The 19,072-nt window shown below is 65.0% G+C and carries 18 protein-coding genes; 15 read left to right on the plus strand and 3 right to left on the minus strand.

Going from position 1 to position 19,072, the window contains the following annotated elements; translation table 11 throughout:
- Window positions 1-72 precede the first annotated feature (72 nt).
- The 15 genes from WJ542_RS11420 (at window position 73) to WJ542_RS11490 (ending at window position 16,127) form a co-directional block, all read left to right on the plus strand.
- Window positions 73-840 (plus strand): SDR family NAD(P)-dependent oxidoreductase, encoded by a 768-nt coding sequence (locus WJ542_RS11420; protein ID WP_411189394.1) that lies wholly within the window; start codon window positions 73-75, stop codon window positions 838-840.
- 199 nt (window positions 841-1,039) lie between these two features.
- Entirely contained in the window at window positions 1,040-2,470 is a 1,431-nt protein-coding gene (locus WJ542_RS11425) for an MFS transporter (RefSeq protein ID WP_411189395.1), read from the plus strand.
- A gap of 148 nt (window positions 2,471-2,618) precedes the next feature.
- Window positions 2,619-3,677, plus strand: a complete 1,059-nt coding sequence (locus tag WJ542_RS11430) for a LacI family DNA-binding transcriptional regulator (RefSeq protein WP_411189396.1) — start codon at window positions 2,619-2,621, stop codon at window positions 3,675-3,677.
- A gap of 345 nt (window positions 3,678-4,022) precedes the next feature.
- Complete coding sequence (locus WJ542_RS11435) at window positions 4,023-4,922, plus strand: CoA transferase subunit A (RefSeq protein ID WP_411189397.1); 900 nt, start codon at window positions 4,023-4,025, stop codon at window positions 4,920-4,922.
- Complete coding sequence (locus WJ542_RS11440; protein ID WP_411189398.1) at window positions 4,919-5,725, plus strand: CoA-transferase subunit beta; 807 nt, start codon at window positions 4,919-4,921, stop codon at window positions 5,723-5,725. The genes WJ542_RS11435 and WJ542_RS11440 overlap by 4 nt, the downstream gene beginning before the upstream one ends.
- A gap of 93 nt (window positions 5,726-5,818) precedes the next feature.
- Entirely contained in the window at window positions 5,819-7,006 is a 1,188-nt protein-coding gene (locus WJ542_RS11445; protein WP_411189399.1) for a CaiB/BaiF CoA transferase family protein, read from the plus strand.
- A 54-nt stretch (window positions 7,007-7,060) separates the two neighbouring features.
- Window positions 7,061-8,575, plus strand: a complete 1,515-nt coding sequence (locus tag WJ542_RS11450) for a sugar ABC transporter ATP-binding protein (RefSeq protein ID WP_411189400.1) — start codon at window positions 7,061-7,063, stop codon at window positions 8,573-8,575.
- Window positions 8,568-9,569 (plus strand): ABC transporter permease, encoded by a 1,002-nt coding sequence (locus WJ542_RS11455; protein WP_411189401.1) that lies wholly within the window; start codon window positions 8,568-8,570, stop codon window positions 9,567-9,569. Before WJ542_RS11450 ends, WJ542_RS11455 begins: the two co-directional genes overlap by 8 nt.
- A gap of 15 nt (window positions 9,570-9,584) precedes the next feature.
- Entirely contained in the window at window positions 9,585-10,616 is a 1,032-nt protein-coding gene (locus tag WJ542_RS11460) for a substrate-binding domain-containing protein (protein WP_411189402.1), read from the plus strand.
- Between the two features lie 50 nt (window positions 10,617-10,666).
- The gene (locus WJ542_RS11465; RefSeq protein ID WP_411189403.1) at window positions 10,667-11,692 is read left to right on the plus strand and encodes a hypothetical protein; all 1,026 of its coding nucleotides are present in this window, start codon (window positions 10,667-10,669) and stop codon (window positions 11,690-11,692) included.
- Window positions 11,689-12,696, plus strand: a complete 1,008-nt coding sequence (locus tag WJ542_RS11470) for an ABC transporter permease (RefSeq protein WP_411189404.1) — start codon at window positions 11,689-11,691, stop codon at window positions 12,694-12,696. The genes WJ542_RS11465 and WJ542_RS11470 overlap by 4 nt, the downstream gene beginning before the upstream one ends.
- Window positions 12,697-12,701: 5 nt before the next feature.
- Window positions 12,702-13,493, plus strand: coding sequence for an ATP-binding cassette domain-containing protein (locus WJ542_RS11475; protein ID WP_411189405.1), 792 nt, complete (start codon window positions 12,702-12,704; stop codon window positions 13,491-13,493).
- 14 nt (window positions 13,494-13,507) lie between these two features.
- A complete protein-coding gene (locus WJ542_RS11480; RefSeq protein WP_411189406.1) occupies window positions 13,508-14,437 on the plus strand; it encodes a CoA transferase subunit A in 930 nt (309 codons plus the stop codon).
- Entirely contained in the window at window positions 14,430-15,194 is a 765-nt protein-coding gene (locus tag WJ542_RS11485; protein WP_411189407.1) for a CoA-transferase subunit beta, read from the plus strand. The genes WJ542_RS11480 and WJ542_RS11485 overlap by 8 nt, the downstream gene beginning before the upstream one ends.
- A 39-nt stretch (window positions 15,195-15,233) precedes the next feature.
- Window positions 15,234-16,127 (plus strand): CoA-transferase, encoded by an 894-nt coding sequence (locus WJ542_RS11490; protein ID WP_411189408.1) that lies wholly within the window; start codon window positions 15,234-15,236, stop codon window positions 16,125-16,127.
- Between the two features lie 95 nt (window positions 16,128-16,222).
- Here the strand turns inward: WJ542_RS11490 and WJ542_RS11495 are convergent, their stop codons facing one another.
- Genes WJ542_RS11495 through WJ542_RS11505 form a run of 3 tightly spaced genes read right to left on the minus strand, consistent with a single transcriptional unit; the run spans window position 16,223 to window position 19,010 of the window.
- Window positions 16,223-17,044, minus strand: a complete 822-nt coding sequence (locus tag WJ542_RS11495; protein ID WP_411189409.1) for a CoA-transferase — start codon at window positions 17,042-17,044, stop codon at window positions 16,223-16,225.
- Window positions 17,041-17,937, minus strand: a complete 897-nt coding sequence (locus WJ542_RS11500; RefSeq protein WP_411189410.1) for a CoA transferase subunit A — start codon at window positions 17,935-17,937, stop codon at window positions 17,041-17,043. The genes WJ542_RS11495 and WJ542_RS11500 overlap by 4 nt, the downstream gene beginning before the upstream one ends.
- A gap of 59 nt (window positions 17,938-17,996) precedes the next feature.
- Window positions 17,997-19,010, minus strand: a complete 1,014-nt coding sequence (locus WJ542_RS11505) for a sugar ABC transporter substrate-binding protein (protein WP_411189411.1) — start codon at window positions 19,008-19,010, stop codon at window positions 17,997-17,999.
- Window positions 19,011-19,072: the final 62 nt, after the last annotated feature.

The raw sequence follows: 19,072 nt of genomic DNA on the forward strand, positions 1-19,072 counted from the left end.
CGCCGCGGCAGGATCGCTGCCAGCCGGCGGCTGTCGTCGCCCCAACTTCACCGGACAATGGATGGACGAGTCGTGAACAGGAACGAAAAGGCAAGGACCGCGATCGTGACGGGCGCGGCGAACGGCATTGGCGCTGCTACCGCGCGCCGCTTCGTGCGGGACGGACACCGCGTGGTGCTGGTCGATGTCGCGCAGTCGGGCCGCGCACTGGCGGACGAACTCGGCGAGCAGACGGTGTTTCTGCAGGGCGACATCGCGCAGGAGACAACGGCGGCCACAGCGGTGCAACTGGCCATCGACCGCTTCGGCTCGCTCGATACGGTCGTCAACAACGGCGGCATTTCGCTGCTGCGATCACTCGTCGACATGACCGTCGACGAGTGGGAGCGCGTGCAGTCGGTCAACCTGCGCTCGTCATGGCTGTTCCTGAGGGCCGCGCATCCTCATCTGCTGAAGAGCGCCGTGCCGTCGGTCGTGAACGTGTCCTCGTTTCACGCGGGTGCGACGATCGGCGATTTCACCGCCTACGCCACCTCGAAGGCGGGCTTGTCGGGCTTCACGCGCAGCGCAGCAGTCGAGCTCGCCGCGCACGGTATTCGCGTGAATGCGGTGGCGCCCGGCGTGATCCACACGTCGATGCTGCAGAACTGGCTCGATACGGTCGCCGATCCCGATCAGGCGCTCGACCGCATGCGAACGTTTCAGCCGCTCGGTCGTCTGGGTCAGCCCGATGAAGTGGCGAGCGCGATTGCGTTTCTCGCCAGCGAAGACGCTTCGTTCGTGAACGGCACCACGCTGCTGGTGGACGGTGGGGTGTCGGCGCGTCTGTGGCATGCGTAGCGGCATGCGAGGCGCTCGGTATTTACCCAGGGAAGACGAGAAAACCCTGCTATAGAAACGTTTTTATTGGTACATTGGCTTTGGTGAAATATTGAAGCCGATCATGGGTGGCGGCGCTCTGGCTGGCCGGTTACAGGCCGCGCTTCGGGGCATGCGCGATGTCGAGCCGCCACCGCCCGGATAACAGGAGGAAGACGTGATGAAGTCAGGCAGTACGTCGATGAGTCTCGCGACCGGCGAGATGGACCAATCGCGGGAGGCGAGCGCGTTGTCGATGTCCGGGAGGGAGCGCGCGGCACTGCTGCGGCGCGCCGTGTTCGCGAGTCTGGTCGGTACGGCGGTCGAGTGGTACGACTACTTCATCTTCGCCACGGCTTCGACGCTGGTATTCGGCAGCCTGTTTTTCCCGGGCAATTCTCCGATGATGGGTGCGATCAAGTCGTTCGCGATTCTCGGCGTCGGCTTCGTCGTGCGTCCGCTTGGCGGCATCGTCTTTGGCGATATCGGCGACCGGCTGGGCCGCAAGAAGGCACTCGTCATCACTTTCATGATGATGGGTATCGCCACCTTCCTGATCGGCTGTCTGCCAACCACGCAGTCGATCGGCATCTGGGCGCCGATCCTGCTGGTGATACTGCGCCTGCTGCAAGGCTTCGGCGTGGGCGGAGAATGGGGCGGCGCGTCGCTGGTCGCGGTCGAGTTCGCGCCCGAAGGCAAGCGCGGCACCTACGGAAGCGTGCCGCAGGTTGGCAACGCGATTGGTCTCGTCATGGCGACCGGCGTGTTCGCCGTCGTCGCGCGCATGTCGCATGACGACCTGATGGCGTGGGGCTGGCGTGTGCCGTTCCTGCTCAGCATCGCGCTCGTGGTGGTGGGTCTCTTCATCCGGATGCGGCTGACCGAAACACCCGCCTTCGAGGCAGCAAGGCGCCAGATCGAAGCGAAGCGGGATGCGCATGACGACGGCAGCACCGCCGCGCAGATCGTCGACGACGCGTCGAAGCTGCCGATTTCCGTCGTGTTCGTGCGCTTCTTCAAGCCGCTGCTGCTGGCCATGGGCATGCGACTCGGCGAAGGCGTATTCGGCTACATGACGCTTACCGTCGGCCTTGCCTACGCGACGCACTACACGAAGACACCCGACGTGCACATCCTCTGGGCGGGCACGCTGGCGGCGGCGGGCGGTATCTACGCGTTCTTCTTCTTCGGACGGCTGTCCGACCGCATCGGCCGGCGCTGGACGTTCATGCTCGGCACGGCCGCGGGCGTGATCACCATCTTCCCGTTCTTCTGGGCGCTGCGCATCGGCAACATCCCGATGGTGTATGTGATGTACTTCCTCGCTTATACGCTGGGCGTGGGGGCGACGTATGCGGTGGAGCCCAGCTTCTTCTCGGAGCTGTTCGGCACCCGGGTCCGCTACACGGGAATCTCGCTGGCCGCTCAGGTGCCGAGCATCGTGATCGGTCTCTGGCCGATGGCGTCCGCAGGCCTGCTCGTGTGGTCGCATGGCGACCCGTGGCCGCTTGCGGCGACCACCATTGCCTGTGTGCTGGTCGGCGGGATGTGCGCGTTCATCGCACCGGAGACACGCCACGCGGACCTCACGCGCATTCGTGGCCGGGACTAGGTAACCGCAGGGCAACCGCGGGGCAAACCCGCGGGCTCCGGTTCCCGCCCGAACGAAAACGTTTTTTTCGTGCTGGACGATTGAGTACAATAGCCGCATCTGCAATTACCCGTGAGACCGTGCGTCGCACGGCAGGTCGGAACGTCCCGTGACCAAAAAGAACAGTCCCGCAAAGCCCAAGGTTTCGATCCACGATGTCGCGCGTGAAGCCGGTGTCGCGTTGTCGACCGTATCGAACGCGCTGGCCGGCAAGGAAATCGTCAAGGAATCCACCCGCGTGCGGATCCAGGAGATCGCCGACCGCATGGGATATCGCGTATCGGTGGTGGCCCGCGCGTTGCGGATGCAGCGCACGTTCACACTCGGCGTGCTGCTCGCGGACGTGTCGAATCCTTCATCGCCCGATTTTCTGCGCGGCGTAGAAGATGTCGCGGACCGCGAGTCGTGCAGTCTGCTGGTGTGCAACACCGACGGCGTGCTGGAGAAGCAGATCACGCAGATGAAGGTGCTGCTCGATCGTCGCGTGGACGGTCTCGTTCTGCTCTCGCAGTACAGCGAACCGCCTCTCGTTCGCGAACTGCTGGATTCCGGCACGCCGTTCGTGTTCCTGCAGCGCCGCTCGCGCAAGCATCAGGACGACTATGTGGGAGCCGACAACAACGAGGGCATTTCCGCCGCTGTCGAGCACCTCGTCAAGCTCGGTCACACGCGTATCGGTCTGATACGCGGTCCTTCAGAGTCGAGCACGGCCGACGAGCGGATGGTCGCGTTCCAGCAGTCGGTCGAGCGGTTGCACATCGACGACGATCCGAGCCTCATCGTGCAGGGCAACTATCACGTGGAGGGCGGGTATCGCGCCGCGAAAGAATTTTTCGCCCTGCGCAATCCGCCCACCGCCATTCTCGCCGCGAACGACATGAGTGCGATCGGCGTGATGAATGCAGCGCACGAAGCCAGGATCGCCATTCCAGAACAACTGTCCATCATCGGCCTCGACGATATCGAACTGGCCTCGTACGCGCCGATCAATCTCACGACCATCGCGCTGCAGCGGCGCGAAATGGGCGCGGCGGCCGCCACACTGCTGATGGACCGGATCAAGAACAACCGCAAGAAGGCCAAACAGGTGCTGTTCCCGATGCGCCTCGTCGTACGCGGCTCGACCGGGCCGGCGCTCAAAAAACGCACCCGGGTCAAGGCGGGCTGACACGCTGCGCTCGCGGCAACAGCCGCCAGTCCCAATCCTCCATTTTCTCCCGGCGTAACGATCCGTCGAACGATGGGTGCGTCGTCGCGCGCGTCTTTCACGCGAGCTTTCGCCAAAACGAATCGAAGCCGTCGTGCGAGATCGGCGCGCCTCGAACAGGGCATGCACACCCGTGCAGCCGATTGGATAAGGATCCACGGCCCTGCGCGCAAACCCTTTCTTGACACAAAATAAAAACGTTTCTATAGTCGGCTTCAACGTTAATAAAAACGTTTCTTTCGCAGGAAAAGACGCATTCGAGGATTTTTTCGATGCGCGGAAAGAAGCGGCTTATCAAGAGCAAGCATGCGAGACAAACTGGTACGCCTGTCGGAGGCCATCGCCCGTATTCCTGGAGGCAGCAGCATTGCGCTGGGCGGCAACATCATGCGTCGTCAGCCGAATGCAGCGGTGCGCGAACTGATCCGTCAGAGGATCGGCGAGCTCACGGTGTACGCCTTCGCGACCGGTTTCTCTGTCGACATGCTTGCCGCTGCCCGTCTGCTCAGGCGCTTCGAGGGCGCCTATGTCGGCATGTTCTGGCACGGGCTCGCACCGAATTTCCGCCGCGCGGTGGAGTCGGGGGAGGTGGAAGTCCGCGATTTCCCGGAATCCTCGATCGTGGCCCGCTTTCTTGCCGCTGCTCACGGCACGAGCTTCATGCCTGTGAAAGCGATCCTCGGCACCGACATGGCACGTCAGGACAACTCGATCGTCACCGAGTTCGCGTGCCCGTTTACCGGCGAGCCGTATGCAGCAGTGCGCGCCATCGACGCGGATTTCACCATCATTCACGGCTATGCGGCCGATTGCTTTGGCAACGTGCAATGGCCTGTCGCACGTGATGCTGATGACATCGACCAGATCATCGCGCGCGGATCGCGCCGCCTGATCGTGACGGTCGAGCGCATCGTCTCGCATGACGCCGTCCGGGCAACGCCCAATCTCACCTACATCCCGGCCGAATGGGTCGAGGCCGTAGTCGAGACGCCTTTCGGCGCGCATCCTCTCGCATGCGACACGATTCACGACGAGGACGAAGCGCATCTGCGCGACTACGTCGACCAGTGCTCGGGCGACGCCGGCGCGCGCGACTATCTGCAGCGCTATGTGTTCGGCGCACACTCGCATGACGGTTATCTCGCGCAATGTGGCGGCGTCGAGGCGCTGACCGGCCGGCTCGCTGTGCACGCGGAGCCGCGATGAGCCCGACTTTCACCATCAACGAACTGATGGCGTGCGTGATCGCCCGCGAGATCAGTGACGACGATCTCGTGTTCGTCGGCGTTGGCACGGCAGGGCGGCCTTTCACGCTCGCAGTCGGCATTCCTGTCGCCGCCACGCGTCTTGCACAGCTCGATCATGCGCCGCATGCGTCGCTCTACTGGGGCAATCTGCTCGGTCCCGATCTCGGGAGGATGCCGGCGGTCTGGCAGCAGGACGCGTTCACGCGCTGGCCTTGCGCGGCACAGCTCACCGAAACGTCGCAGAAGATCGACATGCTCGGCCGCGGCCGCTTCGACGTATCGTTCGAATCGGCGGCGCAGATCGATCGTTTCGGCAACCTGAATATCACGCGCATCGACGACGAAGCGGGCGCGTTGCACAAACGGCTGATTGGCTGTCTCGCACAGCCCGAGCACCTCGCATTCGTGCGCAAACCGATCATCGTCGCCGACCTGGGACGGCGCACATTCGTCGAAGCGGTGGACTACGTGACGAGTTTCGGACATCAGCGCAATGGCGTGCGTCGCAAGTACTACGCGCTTCCCGGACCGGGTCCGCAGTTGTGCGTTACCGACAAGGCAGTGTTCGATTTCTCGGGTGCAGGCGGTGCGATGCGGCTGCGCTCGCTGCATCCCGGCGTGACGCGCGACGAGGTTCGCGCGCTGATGGGTTTCGAGGTGGAGGCGTCCTCCGATCTGACCGTGACGCCTGAGCCATCGAGCGAACAGCTTGAGGTCATACGTTCGCAAATCGATCCCGGGCACGCGCTGCTGCGCGCCTGAGCAGCCCGCATGCGTGCGTGCGCGCACGTGCAGGGCTATCGCAAACGACCGCTGCCACGCGTGGAGCAGGGCAGCCAACAGGACGGAGAACCCATGTCGCAACCGCTCTCGGAACTCAAGGTGCTCGATCTTTCGCGCTTTATCGCCGGGCCGCATTGCGCCAGTGTGCTGGGCGATCTGGGCGCGGACGTGGTGAAGGTCGAGCGTCCGCGACAAGGAGACGACAGCCGTGCGCTCGAGCCGAATATCGAGGGCGAGAGCGTTTATTTCCTGATGTTCAATCGCAACAAGCGGGGCATTACCCTGGACTTTCGGAACCCGGCTGCACAGGACCTGCTTCGACGTCTGGCGTGCGAAGCCGATGTGCTGATCGAAAACTTTCGCCCCGGCACGATGGAGAAGATGGGGTGTGGGTGGGACGACCTGCATGCGCTCAATCCGCGTCTCGTGATGGCCCGCATCTCGGGCTATGGACAATCCGGTCCGCGCGCTGGCGAACCGTGTTTCGACGGCATCGCGCAGGCGAATTCCGGGTTGATGGACCTGACCGGTTCGCCCGACGGACCGCCGACCATGGCGGGTACCTTCGTGGTGGACTACAGCACTGCGCTCTATGCATGCGTCGGCATTCTCGCTGCGATCGAAGAGCGGCGGCGGACCGGTGAAGGACAACTCGTCGACGCGAGCCTGATGGGCGCGGCCACGTCGCTGCTGATGACCGCGATTCCCGAGTATGTGGTCAAGGGCACGCTGCTCACGCGCACGGGCAACCGGGATCGCTATACGGCGCCTTCGAACACCTTCCGTGCGGCGGATGGCAAATGGGTGCACGTGATCGCGGGCGGCGAGCCGATGTTCAAACGCTTCGCGGCATTGATCGGCCGCCCCGATCTACTCGGCGATTCACGCTTCTCGACGCTTGCCGCGCGCCGCGCGAATGTCGAAGCCGTCGAGGCGATTGCTGCCGAATGGGTTGCGAGCCTGCCCGCGGAGGAAGCGGCGCGCCGCCTGAATGCTGCGGAGCTGCCTGCCGCCAGAGTCGCGAGCATCGCGGACATTGTGGCGGACCCGCTGATGCGGGAGGCCGCCTACATCGTGGATGTCGAGCATCCGAAAGCGGGCCCGGTGCCGATGCACGGGCAGGCGGTACGGGTGGGCGACCACCCGCCCGCATTCGCGCCGCCGCCGCTGCTTGGGCAGCATGTCGACGAAGTGCTGTCCGGCTGGCTCGGCCTGTCGCCGGACGAAATCTCTGCGCTGCGCGAAGCAGGCGTGGTGTAGGCCGAAACGCGTGTGAACTGACCGCGCAAAGCGGCAGGCAAACCAGGAGGAGGTATGACGGAGGCGGTAGAGCTGCTGTCCGCGCGCTCGATTACGAAGCGCTTCGCGAACAACACGGTGCTGAGCGAGGTGTCGCTCGACGTCAAGTCCGGCGAGGTGCATGCGTTGATCGGCGAGAACGGCGCAGGCAAATCGACCTTGATGAACATCCTGAGCGGCGCGTTGCCGCCGAGCGCGGGAGAGATTCACGTCGACGGCCGCGCGCAGCGTTTTCGCGATCCGGGCGAAGCGCTCAGTGTCGGCATCGCGATGATGCACCAGGAGCCGAAGGTCGCCGAAGCGCTGAGCGTGGCGGAGAACGTGCTGATGGGACGCCTGCCTGCGCGGCGCGGCGGATGGCTCGACGCGGCGTCGATGCGCGCGCGGGTCGAGGCGGCGTTGCAGGACGTGGGTGCGTCCTTCGGCGCGGCGGAAACGGTGGGCCGGCTCAGCGTTGCGCAGCGGCAACTGGTCCAGCTCGCGAAGGCGATCACGCAGAACGCGCGCGTCATCGTGCTCGACGAACCGACCGCAAGCCTCACGCCGGTCGAAACCCGCGTGCTGTTTTCGGTAATGCGGCGGCTGAGCGCGCGCGGCGTCGCGTTCATCTACATCTCCCACCACCTCGACGAGATCTTCGACATCGCCCAGCGCGTGACCGTGCTGCGGGACGGACGCAACGTCGTCACGAAGGCAGTGCCCGACACGACGAGAGACGAACTGATCTGCCTGATGGTCGGCCGCGACCTCGGTTCGCACTTTCCACCGCGCCGCGTAGCGCATCCCGGCGAACCCGTGCTCGAGACAAGAAGCCTGAGCGGGCCCGGTTTCTCGGACGTGTCGTTGTGTCTGCGGCGCGGCGAGATCGTCGGTATGGCCGGACTCGTCGGCGCGGGGCGCACCGAACTCGCTCGCGTGCTGTGCGGCGCCGAGCGCGCGACCCACGGCGACCTGCTGCTCGACGGGCAGGCAGTGACCTTCCGGAACCCGGCGCAGGCCGTCGCGCGCGGCATTGCCTACCTGGCCGAAGACCGTCGCGATTCCGTGCTGCGCCCGCTGTCGATCCAGCAGAACATCACGCTCGCCGCGCGCCGATCGGTGGCGCGCGCGGGTTTCATCGATGCAGCCGGCGAGCGTCGCGAAGCGCAATCGTATGTCGGCAAGCTGCGGATCCGGACGACCTCGGTCGAGCAGCCTGCCGGCCAGTTGAGCGGCGGCAACCAGCAGAAATGCGTGATCGCCCGCTGGCTGATGCAGGGCTCGCGCGTGCTGATCTTCGACGAACCCACACGCGGTATCGACGTCGGTGCGAAGCGCGAGATTTATACCCTCATCCACGAGCTGGCGGACCAGGGCTACGCGATTCTGATGATCTCGTCCGAGCTGCCCGAGGTCATCAGCATCAGCGATCGCATTCTGGTGATGTGCGAAGGCCGCATGCGCGGCGAACTGATCGCCGCCGAGGCCACGGAAGACGCCGTGATCCAGCTCGCGGTCCCGAACAGTCGGAGCGAAACCCGTCATGTCTGAGCTCGAACCCGAATCGAACGTCGCGGCCCTGTCGCAACATGCGCCGGCAGCTCAGCCGGGATGGCTGCGCAGGATGCTTGCGCACAGCGTCACCTGGAGCAACCTGATCGCGCTGGCCGCGCTGCTCGTGATCGGCGGCATTCTCTCGCCGCATTTCCTCAGCATCGTCAACATCTTCAACGTGCTGCGCGGCTCCAGCATGGTAGGGATCGTCAGCATCGGCATGACCTTCGTGATTCTCAACCGCGGGCTCGACCTCTCGGTCGGCTCGCTCGTCGGCGTGTCGGGTGTGCTGATGGCGGGGCTCGTGTCGAAAGGCGCGCTCGGCTGGGCAGTCGTTCCGCTGCTCGCCACGGCTGCGCTCGGCGTCGTGAACGGCGTGCTGATCACGACGATGCGCCTGCAGCCCTTTATCGCGACGCTCGGCATGATGATTTTCGCGCGCGGTCTCGTCTACACGTATTCCGACGGCAGCCCGGTCGTCGTGTCGCAGATGCCCGCCGCGGTGGCGTTTCTCGGTTCGGGGTACATCGGTCCCGTGCCGGTCCCGGTGATCGTGTTCGCGCTGTGCGCGGTAATCGGCCACGTCGTGCTGCGCCATACCGTCTTTGGCCGCGAGATCTACGCGGTCGGCGCGAACGAGGAGGCGGCACGGCTGTCCGGCATCCGTACCCGCACGGTGCAGATCTGGGTGTACGCGGTCAGCGGTCTGCTCGCGGGCCTGGGCGGACTGGTGCTGACCGGGCGCCTCGGGGTCGGCGATCCGAATTCGGGGCAGCTCTACGAGCTCGACGCGATCGCAGCTTGCCTGATCGGCGGTACGACGTTCGACGGCGGCGTCGGCTCCGTGCGCGGTACCGTGATCGGCGTGCTGATTCTCGCGTTCCTCTCGAACATCCTGAACCTCATCGGCATCTCGCCTTACTCGCAGATGCTCCTCAAGGGCGTGATCATCATCGTGGCGGTCATCGTCAGCGTCATTCGCAAACGCTAGATATCGGAGTCAAGCATGTCCACAAACAAACCGACGTTCGCCCTCAACCGGCGGCAGCTTCTCAAACTCGGCGCGATGAGCTTTGGCGGCGTGGCGCTCTCGCCGTGGCTCGCGACGCTCGCGCACGCGCAGTCGCCCGTGGCGGGCAAAACCATCGGCTTCTCGCAGTCGTACGTGACCACCGAGTGGATCCGCGAACAGCGTGAAGGCGTGGTGGATACCGCCACGAAACTCGGTCTGAAGACCGTCGTGCTCGACGCGGCCAACAGCCCCGCGAAGCAGGTCAGCGATCTCGAGGATCTCGTCACGCGAGGTGTCGACGCGATACTGATCAGCACGTACTTCTCGGAGGCCATCACCCCTGCGGTACTCGAAATCAATCGCGCGGGCATCCCTGTGATCGTATTGAGTTCGGGGCTGGTGGGCGGTGCGAAATGGAGTGTGTATCTGAGCGTCGATACGCTCGCCTCGGCGCGCGCCGCTGGCCAGTATTTCGTCGACCGGTTGAAAGGGCAGGGCACCGTGATCGAGATCGACGGTTCGCCCGGTTCGACCGTCAACCAGGCGCGCGGCCAGGGATGGCACGAGGTCGTGGACAAACAGCCGGGCATCAAGGTGGTGGGCCGCGTGATGGCCAACTACGACCGCGCGAAGGCGCTGAAGGGCATGGAAGACATGCTGCAGGCGCATCCGAAGATCGATGCCGTCTACGCGCATTCGGAAGACATGGCGCTCGGCGCGATCCAGGCGATCCGCGAAGCCGGGCGGCAGAAGGAAATGTTCGTGACGGGTTACGACGGCGTTGCCGCGGAAACGCTGAAGGCGATCTACGACGGCGAACTGGCGATGGTCATGTCCTACCACCCGTTCGGGGTGGAAGGCGTCGAGGCTGCCGCACGCGTGCTCGAAAAGAAGCCGACGCCGAACACCATCGCCTTCAAGGCGCCGATGATTTCGCGCGAAAACGTTCTGGAGTACTACGATCCCGCGACGGGCAAGGCGAAGCTCGCGCCTTCGCGTCTGGATGCGATGGGTCTGACTGCCTGAAGCAACCGAAGTCGCACCGTAGCCGCAACTGTAACCGCGAGGTAGAGCGAATGAATACCATGCAACCGCTGTCGCCCTGGCGCGACCTGACCGATCCGCGCCGCGCCGTTGGTGTGGAGGACCTGGAAGCGGGGCTCAAGGAGCCCGTCTTCGAGAATCTGGAGATTCCCGAAGCACTCGGTCCTGTCACCATCACCGTCGACGATCACAAGATCAAGCGTTTCTCGTTCACTCAGGACGACTATCATCCGTGGTATCTGACCGACGGCGCGAGTCCGTTCGGGGGTGCGCGGATCGGTCAGCCATGTCTGCTCGGCAACGACCTGGTGCAGCTCTTCACGACGCGCTACCGCGCGAGCAGGACCGTCGGCTTCCATACCGAGGAGCAGATGTGGTTCGACAGTCCGCTGAAGCTCGGCGAGAAAGTGACGATGTCCGGCAGCTACGTCGAAGCCTACGAACGGCGCGGGCAGGGCTATGTCGTGATGGAGGCGCAGGCGCGCGGCGAGGACGGGCGCAGCATTGTGCGGCATCGCGGCGTTGAGATCCTGCGCACGGTGCCGGGCGCGATCGGCGGACGAGGCAGCGAGACGGCGCCCGAAAAGCGCGTGACCGGCGAGGTGCCGCGCGATGCCCGCGTGATAGACGCGGTGACCGGGGACGCGCGCGTGGGGGACGTGCTGCGGCCGCTGCCGAAGGTCGTGACGGCGGAGCAGGCTGCGGTGTTCTCGCGCATCGGCGAGTACGTTCACAACATCCACAACGATCTGCGTATCGCGCGGGCGGGCGAGTTGCCGACGCTCATCGTGCAGGGCCAGCAGCAGGCGGGGCTCGTCGGCGAAGCGATGGTGCACGCGTTCGGTGCCGCATGGTTCAGCGCGGGCTGGTTCAAGCTCAAGTTCGTCGCACCGCTCGAAGTGTTCGACCCGATTACGATCGCGGGTGTCGTCACCGGTCTCGTGCGTGATGCGGACGGCCGCCGGCGCGCCGAGCTCGAGGTCTGGGTTCGCCGCGCATCGGACGAGCGTCTGACTACGGTCGGGTGGGCGTCGTGTGTCGTGGGAGAAGCCAATTGACTGCGACCCATTCGACTGTCGAGGCGGCGGCGGTGGCCAGTCGCGTCGCACCGTCGCGAGCCATCCTGAATACGTGGCGCACGGAGCTCGGCGTCGGGCTCGGGCTGGTCGCGCTCTTCGTGCTGTTCAGCTTTGTCGCGCCGCACTTCGCGAGCATCGACAACGTCGTGTCGATCCTGACCCAGGTGTCGGTGACGGCAATCATAGCGGTCGGCATGACAATGGTGATCATCGCGGGCGAGATCGATCTGTCCGTTGGCGCGAGCGTGGGATTGTCCGGCACCGTGTTCGCGCTGCTGGTCGTCAAGGAGGGCGTGCCAATGCCGCTGGCCGTTCTGTGCGTGTTGGCGGTCGCAGCGGTGATCGGCCTCTTCATTGGTGGGTTGCGCGTGCTGTGGGGCATTCCTTCCTTTATCACGACGATCGGTCTGCTATCGGCGCTGCGCGGCATTGCCTTCCTGCTCAGCGACAGCACCAATATCGGGCCGATGCCCGATGCGCTCGCGTCCTTGTGGTTCGGCAGCGCACTCGGTCTGCCCGTGCCGGTTCTCATCACGGTCGTGGTTGTGGCGCTGGGGTGGCTGACCTTGTCGCACACCCGTTTCGGCCGTCACCTGTACGCACTCGGGGGCAATCCGGTGACGGCTGCACGCTACGGCATTCGCGTGAACCGGATGCGGCTCTACGTGCTGGTGATCGTGCAGTGCCTTGCGGCGCTCGGCGGCGTCCTCTTCACAGCACGTCTGAACAGCGGCAGCGCGTCGGTTGGCGATTTGCTCGAGCTCGATGTGATCGCTGCGGTGATCGTCGGCGGCACCACGCTGGGGGGAGGCGCGGGGCGCATGGCCGGCACCGTGCTGGGCGTGCTGTTCGTCGCGACGCTGCGCAACGGCATGGTGCTGATGGGCGTCGATCCGGTCCTGTTCATGATCGCGCAGGGCTTCGTCATTATTCTTGCTGTCTGGTGGAGCATGCTCCGCCGCGGCGGCTGGCGTTCGGAGTAGCGGGCATGGACGATCACTTTCTGCTGCGGGCACGCGGGGTCCGCAAGACGTATGGCGCCGTGGAGGCACTGCGCGGCGTCGACTTCCACATCTCGCGCGGCGAGACGGTCGCGCTCGTCGGCGATAACGGCGCGGGCAAGAGCACACTCGTGAAGTTGCTGTCCGGTGCGATCCGCCCGACGGCCGGGACGATCACCTTCGACGGACGCGAGGTCGCGCTCGACAGCACCGATGCGGCGCGCGATCTCGGCATCGAGACCGTCTACCAGGATCTCGGTCTGTGCGCCAACCTGAGCGTTGCCGAGAACATCTATCTCGGACGCGAGCTGGAACGCGGCGTGACGCCGTTCCGCTGGCTTGCGAAGCGCGAGATGCATCGCCGCGCCGCGCACGTGCTGAAGGATCTGTCGATCAACGTGCCGAGCACGTGGGCCAATGTCGCGGGCCTGAGCGGCGGTCAGCGGCAGGCGGTCGCGTTGGCGCGCGCACGTTTGTGGGAGCGCTCGATGATCCTGCTCGACGAACCGACCGCGGCACTCGGCGTGCAGGAGACCAAACGCGCGATGGACAGCGTGCGCCAGATCCGCGCCGAAGGCACAGCGGTGGTGTTGATCACACACAGCATGCCGATGGTGATGGAGATGAGCGACCGGGTGGTTGTCATGCGTCGCGGCGAAAAAGTGGGCGACGTGCCGACGTCGAAGCTCGATGCGGATGCCGTCGTGTCGCTGATCACCGGCGGCACCGAGCGATGGATCGAAGAGCCGCGCGAGTTCGGGCGCGCGGTAGCGGGTTGAATGCGGAGGCGAGCGTGAGCCAAAGCAGAGTGGTATCGATCGATCAGGCGCTCGATGCGATCCGCGACGGCATGTCCGTGACCGCGGGCGGCTTCGCCCATTCGCATCAGCCGATGGCGCTGCTGCGCGGGTTGCTGCGACGATGTCCGCGCGACCTCACGCTGATGGGCGTGGCCGAGTGCTGGGTCGCCGAGTGGATGGCCGCGGCCGGCGCGCTCAGCCGCTTCTACTTCTCGAACTTCATGTTCGAAGGATTCGGGCGTTGTCGGCGCTTTTCCGCGGGCGTGGAGAGCGGCGAGATCGAAGTCGAGGATCACAGTCACTTCGGGATGGTCAACCGGCTGAACGCCGCGGCGATGGGCCTGCCGTTCATGCCGATGAGAGCGATGTCCGGCACCGACATGCTCAACGTGCCGGGATTCGAGCCGGCATCGGGCAAGAGCCGGCTGATCGAGTCGCCGTTCGGCAACGGCCGGGTGCTGGCGGTGTCGCCTCTCAGGCCCGACGTTGCCATCATCCATGCGGCGCGTGCCGACGAAGAAGGTAACGTGCAGCTCTTCGGACCGACCTCCGTGATCGTCGAACAGGCACGGGCCGCGGCGCATGTGATCGTCTCCGTCGAAGAGATCGTGGACACGGCGATCATCCGGCAGCACCCGGAATTCACGATCCTGCCGGCAATGCTCGTCGATGCTGTCGTGCTGGCGCCGTTCGGCGCGCATCCACTCGGCAACTTCGGCTACTACCAGCACGATCACGCGTTTCTCGACGCCTATTACACGGCCTCGCAGTCTGCCGATACGACACACGCGTGGTTGAGCGAATGGATAGATGGCGTGACGGATCACTGGGCCTATCTCGACCGGATCGGCGTCGCGCGGCTGCTGAAACTGCGCGTCGATCCGGCGCTCGGCTACGTTCCCGCGGAGCACGCACATGAGTAACGCGAGTCCAGATGAACTCATGGCCGTCTCGGCGGCCGCCGAAATCCGCAGCAGCGACGTCGCATTCATCGGGACGGGCTTGCCGATGGTCGCCGCGTATCTGGCGAAAGTCACGCACGCGCCGGACGTGAAGCTCGTGTTCGAATCCGGCATCGTTGACCCGCGGCCGCGCGAACTGGCGACTGGCGTGGGCGACTACCGTCTCGCGCATGGCGCGCCGATGGTCGCCGGTACAGCTTACGCACTGAGCCTGCTGCAGGGTGGTGTGATCGATCTGGGTTTTCTCGGCACTGCGGAGATCGACCCCTACGGCAACCTCAATTCCACCGTGATCGGACCGTATCACCGGCCGAAGGTGCGCCTGCCCGGCAGTGGCGGCGCCAATGACATCGCCAGCATGGCGGGCCGGTTTGTCGTGATCTGCCGGCTCGAGCGCAAACGGTTCGTGGAGAAGCTGCAATACCTGACGACGCCCGGATTCCTGAACGGCCCGGGCGCGCGCGAGAACGCCGGCTTGCCGGGAGGCGGTCCGGCCCGCGTGATCACGGATCTCGCAGTGCTCGGCTTCGATCCCGACACGAAGCGGATGCGTATCGAGGCCCTGTATCCGGGCGTCGAGGCGGTCGACGTGCAGGCGCGTTGCAGCTTCGAACTCGGACTCGCACCGCAGGTCATGCGGCTTGCGGCGCCGGACACCCGACAACTGCAGTTGCTGCGCGAAGTGATCGACCCTGGCCACGTGTATGTCGGCCGATAGACCGTATTACGGGCATGCAATCGAACGAGGTAGCGGACCATGACGCAGAACTCGAGGACGCAATCGAAGGTACGGTCGTTGCGCGATGCAGTAGCCGGGATACCCGATGGCGCCACGGTCGCGCTTGGCGGCAGTGGGCTCGTCGGGCGCCCGGTGGCATTGGCCCGGGAACTTGCGCGGCAGCGCAGACGGGCACTGCATCTGCTGTGTTTCGGGATTGGCATCGACGCGCGGCTGCTCGTCGACGCCGGTGCCGTGGAGCGGATCGACTGTGCCGCTGACGAGGACGCGTCTGGCCTTTGCGAAGGTATCCGACGAACGTCGACAGCGCCGATACTCGAACGACACGACGCAGTGGTCATGCGTGCCGCGTTGGGCGCCGGCGCCGGTGGCACTTCGTTCCAGCCTTTGGCCGAAGCGACCGTCGCCGGGGAAGATGCCTGGCTGAAACCGTGCACCTGCCCTTTTTCCGGCGTTGTCGCGGCCTCAGTTGCCGCCGTGCGCCCCAATCTCGCGATCATCCATGCACAACTGGCAGATCGCGACGGCAACGCGCGTCTCGCACCGACGCACATGGGCGACGACGTCGACCTGCTGCTGGCGCGCGCCGCTACGACCGTCATCGTCTCTGTCGAACAGATCGTCAGCCGCGAGACGATTGCGGCGCTCGCAAGCCAACCGCTTCTCGATGCGGCGAAAGTGTCCTGCGTGGTCGAAGCCCCGTACGGCGCGTGGCCATACGGATTCGGAGCGCGTTACCGCAGCGACGACGCGATGTGCGACGAGTTCTCCCGCGCCGCACGTTGCGAAGACAGCTTCGCGGGCTGGCTGCGAGAAAGCGCGTTAGGCGAGCCGGATCACGATGCGTGCCTCCAGCGTATCGGAGCCCGTCGTCTGCTGGCGCTTGCCACGCAGCTCTACGCGAAGGCGTGAGCCGCGTCGCGCGCGGCGCTTGCGTGCGTAGCGATGCGACCGCATGGCGCGCGCGAGGCTCGCACACCGGGCGGGCCGGCGTGCGGACCCCGACGTCAGTCCGCGCGCAACCGCAGGATGTTGCGCGGATCGACAGACTCGCGCAGCAGCCGCAGCTCTTCGGTGCTGGGCGCTTCGGTCACTGGCACGGCGGAAAGATCACCAAGGTCGAACCCGGTTGCTGCCCGCAGTTCGTCGGCCGATACGCCGGCATGGATGGAGTGCACGCGAATCCGGCCCGCCTCGCGGTCGAAGTCGAAGACGCAGCGCGGGGTGATAACGAAGCAGGGGCCGCCGCTGTCGAGCCCGAGCGCGCGCCGTCCCGCCTCTCCCCCTGGATAGCCGACGCCTGATACGTAGTCGACTTTCTCGACGAAATTGCGGCGCTCGTGGTGCGGCATCATCACGTATTCGCGGCCGAACAGGGTCATGTGTTCCGGCTGCAGGATCGGCCCGACGAGTCTGACTTTCGGGTGTTCGTAAGGACCCACGCAGACACTGTTGATGTTGCCCACCACGTCGACCTGGACCGCGCTGCTGAAGCCAAAGCGGACGTCGCCGCGCTTGAGTGCCCACTGGCCCGGATAGTCGATGGTCTGCGCTTCGCAGGCGAGATCGCGCAGTTGCGCATCGTGCTCGGAATCGGGCAGCCGATCGAGTTCGTCCAGAACAGGGTTGTGATAGCAGCCGGCCAGCAGGATCGTCAGATTGGGGGCGTGCGAGCGTCGCGCCAGCTCCATTGCAGCGAGCGGAATCGAGGTGCCGTAGATCGCGGCCGCGGCGCCGGTCAGCAGACCGGTGAAGCCGACTTCGCCGTCGACGAACGTGCGCGACAGAACGACGGCGAGTGTTTCGTGAAGGGTAGGTGCCTGGTTCATAGCAGGGAGTCGATGTCGGACAGGCGTGCGATGCGGGCGGCACCGACGCGTTGCAGATAGTCGTCGTGCGAAGCGGGTTCGAAGACGTAGCGTTGCAGATAGTCGTCAAACGTCGCAGCGCTCTCGGCGGCCTGCGCGTATTCCGCCATGTGTTCCTCGTCGGCAAGATAGCGCGACAGCAGCGGCGTGGGATGTGCGCCCCACGGTACTTCGACGACAGCCGTGGTCCGGTAGGCCGGCACCTCGACGAGTCTTGCGTGGCGACGGATGAACGCCTTCGACACGATCCTTTCCGCGGTGACGATCACCGTGTCGCAGGAGCGGGCCATCAGCACGTCGCCGTTTTGCGGCAACAGCCGGCGCGCGGGGAACACGACGTTGCCCTGCTCATCCGCCGCCACGGCATGAATGACCACCACCTGAGGGTTCGCGGCAGGCAGCGCCTGCATCGGGCGGCCGGTGACCGGACAGGTGAACGGGCGAATGTCCGGGTTGTGCGTGAGCACGTCGTTCCCGCCGAGAAAACCGACCGGCCAGAACGCGAGGCCTTCCTGGTTTGCGCGAAAGCGGTCCCAGCTGCCCATCTCCGGGTAGTCGACGACGCGCAGCGAGCCGTCCTCGGCCCGACGGCGGAAATTGCGCGCGAGGCCGTGTTTTTCGAGCCCGACGTACGATGTTTCGACGGTTGCGAGACAGCCCGCCGCGGCGAGCAGATCCACGTCGTAGCTGTGCGCGGATCCGACGATCGTCAGATTGCGCCGCCGCGCTCGCGCGAGCGCGCGCACGAACGCCATCGGCTTTTGATAGACGGCGAAGCCGCCGAGTGCCAGACGCGCGCCGTCTGGGACCAGCGAGACCGCGTCTTCAAGGGAAATACATTTGTTCTTCAACACGTGAACCTCGTGGTTGGATTCCAGCCTGCTTCCTTATGCTGCTTCCTTGTACTGCTTCATTACGACGCGAGCGACTTCACCAGTGCGAGGTACTGCTTTACCTCGTCAGGCTCGCTCTTTCTGTAGAGCTTGGGCGGCACCAGCACGTAGCGCGGTTCGCTCTTGCCCTGTTTCGCCTGAACGGCGGTTTCCACGGTCAGACGACCAATGCGGTACGGCTGCTGGTCGGCGACCGCAGTGAGATTGTTGGCTGGATCGAGCAGCATGTTCGCAAGTTCCTGGCTCATGTCGATGCCGTACAGTTTCGCCGGCGACTTCGAATGCGTTGCAGCAACCGCTGCGCCCGCAAGCGTTCCTGCGTTCGATGCCCACACGAGCTGCGTATGCGGATTACGCTGCATGATGTTCTCGAAGCCATTTGCTCCCTGTTCCGGCGTGCTGCCCGACACCTCGGCCACCACATCGATCTTGACGCCTTCCAGCCCCTTCAGCACGCCCGAGCGGCGTGGGCCGCTGTTCGCGTTCATCGGCGGCAGCGAGATCAGGCCGATCGTGGCCGCGCCGCCGAGCCGGGACGCGATGTACTGATGCATATCTTCGCCCAGCGCCGATGCGAGTGCAAAGCTGTCGACGCCGACCGAGTGGTTCGCGATCGACTTGTCCGCGAGTTGGGTGTCGTATTCGATCACAAGAATGCCTTTGCTCTTCGCACGCTTTGCCGCCGCAATCGAACTTTGCGCGTCTAGCGGAGGAATGACCAGCGCGTCCACGTCGCGCGTCATGTAGTCGTCGACGAGCTGGCTTTCCACCGGTAGCTGACGCTGGTTCATGCCGACCAGCAGATTCACGTTGTTGTCTTTCGCAGCATCGCGCATGCCCTTCTCGATCTGCTGCCAGTACTGCGAGTCCCGCGCGTAGATGATCGCGCCGATCGTCAACTTGTCTGCGGCACGCACCGGCTTCGCGCCGAGTGCGAGCAGCGTGCCGCCAAGCAGGCTCGCGGCGCCGAGCTTCAGCATGCTGCGACGGCTGATGTCGGTCGAAAGGCATTCGGGTTCGTGATCGGTTTGCATCCTGTCTCCTGGCGTGGCGAGGATCGCTTTCGTGACGACTCGCAACGACCGCGTCGATGTCA

The sequence above is a fragment of the Paraburkholderia yinzeri genome (assembly GCF_046581065.1).
GTDB lineage: Bacteria > Pseudomonadota > Gammaproteobacteria > Burkholderiales > Burkholderiaceae > Paraburkholderia.

Bases quoted from the DNA above. Each gene is read 5' to 3' on its own strand.
- WJ542_RS11425 (WP_411189395.1), top strand. From the start codon at position 1,040: ATGAAGTCAGGCAGTACGTCGATGAGTCTCGCGACCGGCGAGATGGAC.
- WJ542_RS11435 (WP_411189397.1), top strand. From the start codon at position 4,023: ATGCGAGACAAACTGGTACGCCTGTCGGAGGCCATCGCCCGTATTCCT.
- WJ542_RS11440 (WP_411189398.1), top strand. From the start codon at position 4,919: ATGAGCCCGACTTTCACCATCAACGAACTGATGGCGTGCGTGATCGCC.
- WJ542_RS11445 (WP_411189399.1), top strand. From the start codon at position 5,819: ATGTCGCAACCGCTCTCGGAACTCAAGGTGCTCGATCTTTCGCGCTTT.
- WJ542_RS11450 (WP_411189400.1), top strand. From the start codon at position 7,061: ATGACGGAGGCGGTAGAGCTGCTGTCCGCGCGCTCGATTACGAAGCGC.
- WJ542_RS11455 (WP_411189401.1), top strand. From the start codon at position 8,568: ATGTCTGAGCTCGAACCCGAATCGAACGTCGCGGCCCTGTCGCAACAT.
- WJ542_RS11460 (WP_411189402.1), top strand. From the start codon at position 9,585: ATGTCCACAAACAAACCGACGTTCGCCCTCAACCGGCGGCAGCTTCTC.
- WJ542_RS11465 (WP_411189403.1), top strand. From the start codon at position 10,667: ATGAATACCATGCAACCGCTGTCGCCCTGGCGCGACCTGACCGATCCG.
- WJ542_RS11475 (WP_411189405.1), top strand. From the start codon at position 12,702: ATGGACGATCACTTTCTGCTGCGGGCACGCGGGGTCCGCAAGACGTAT.
- WJ542_RS11485 (WP_411189407.1), top strand. From the start codon at position 14,430: ATGAGTAACGCGAGTCCAGATGAACTCATGGCCGTCTCGGCGGCCGCC.
- WJ542_RS11490 (WP_411189408.1), top strand. From the start codon at position 15,234: ATGACGCAGAACTCGAGGACGCAATCGAAGGTACGGTCGTTGCGCGAT.
- WJ542_RS11495 (WP_411189409.1), bottom strand. From the start codon at position 17,044: ATGAACCAGGCACCTACCCTTCACGAAACACTCGCCGTCGTTCTGTCG.
- WJ542_RS11505 (WP_411189411.1), bottom strand. From the start codon at position 19,010: ATGCAAACCGATCACGAACCCGAATGCCTTTCGACCGACATCAGCCGT.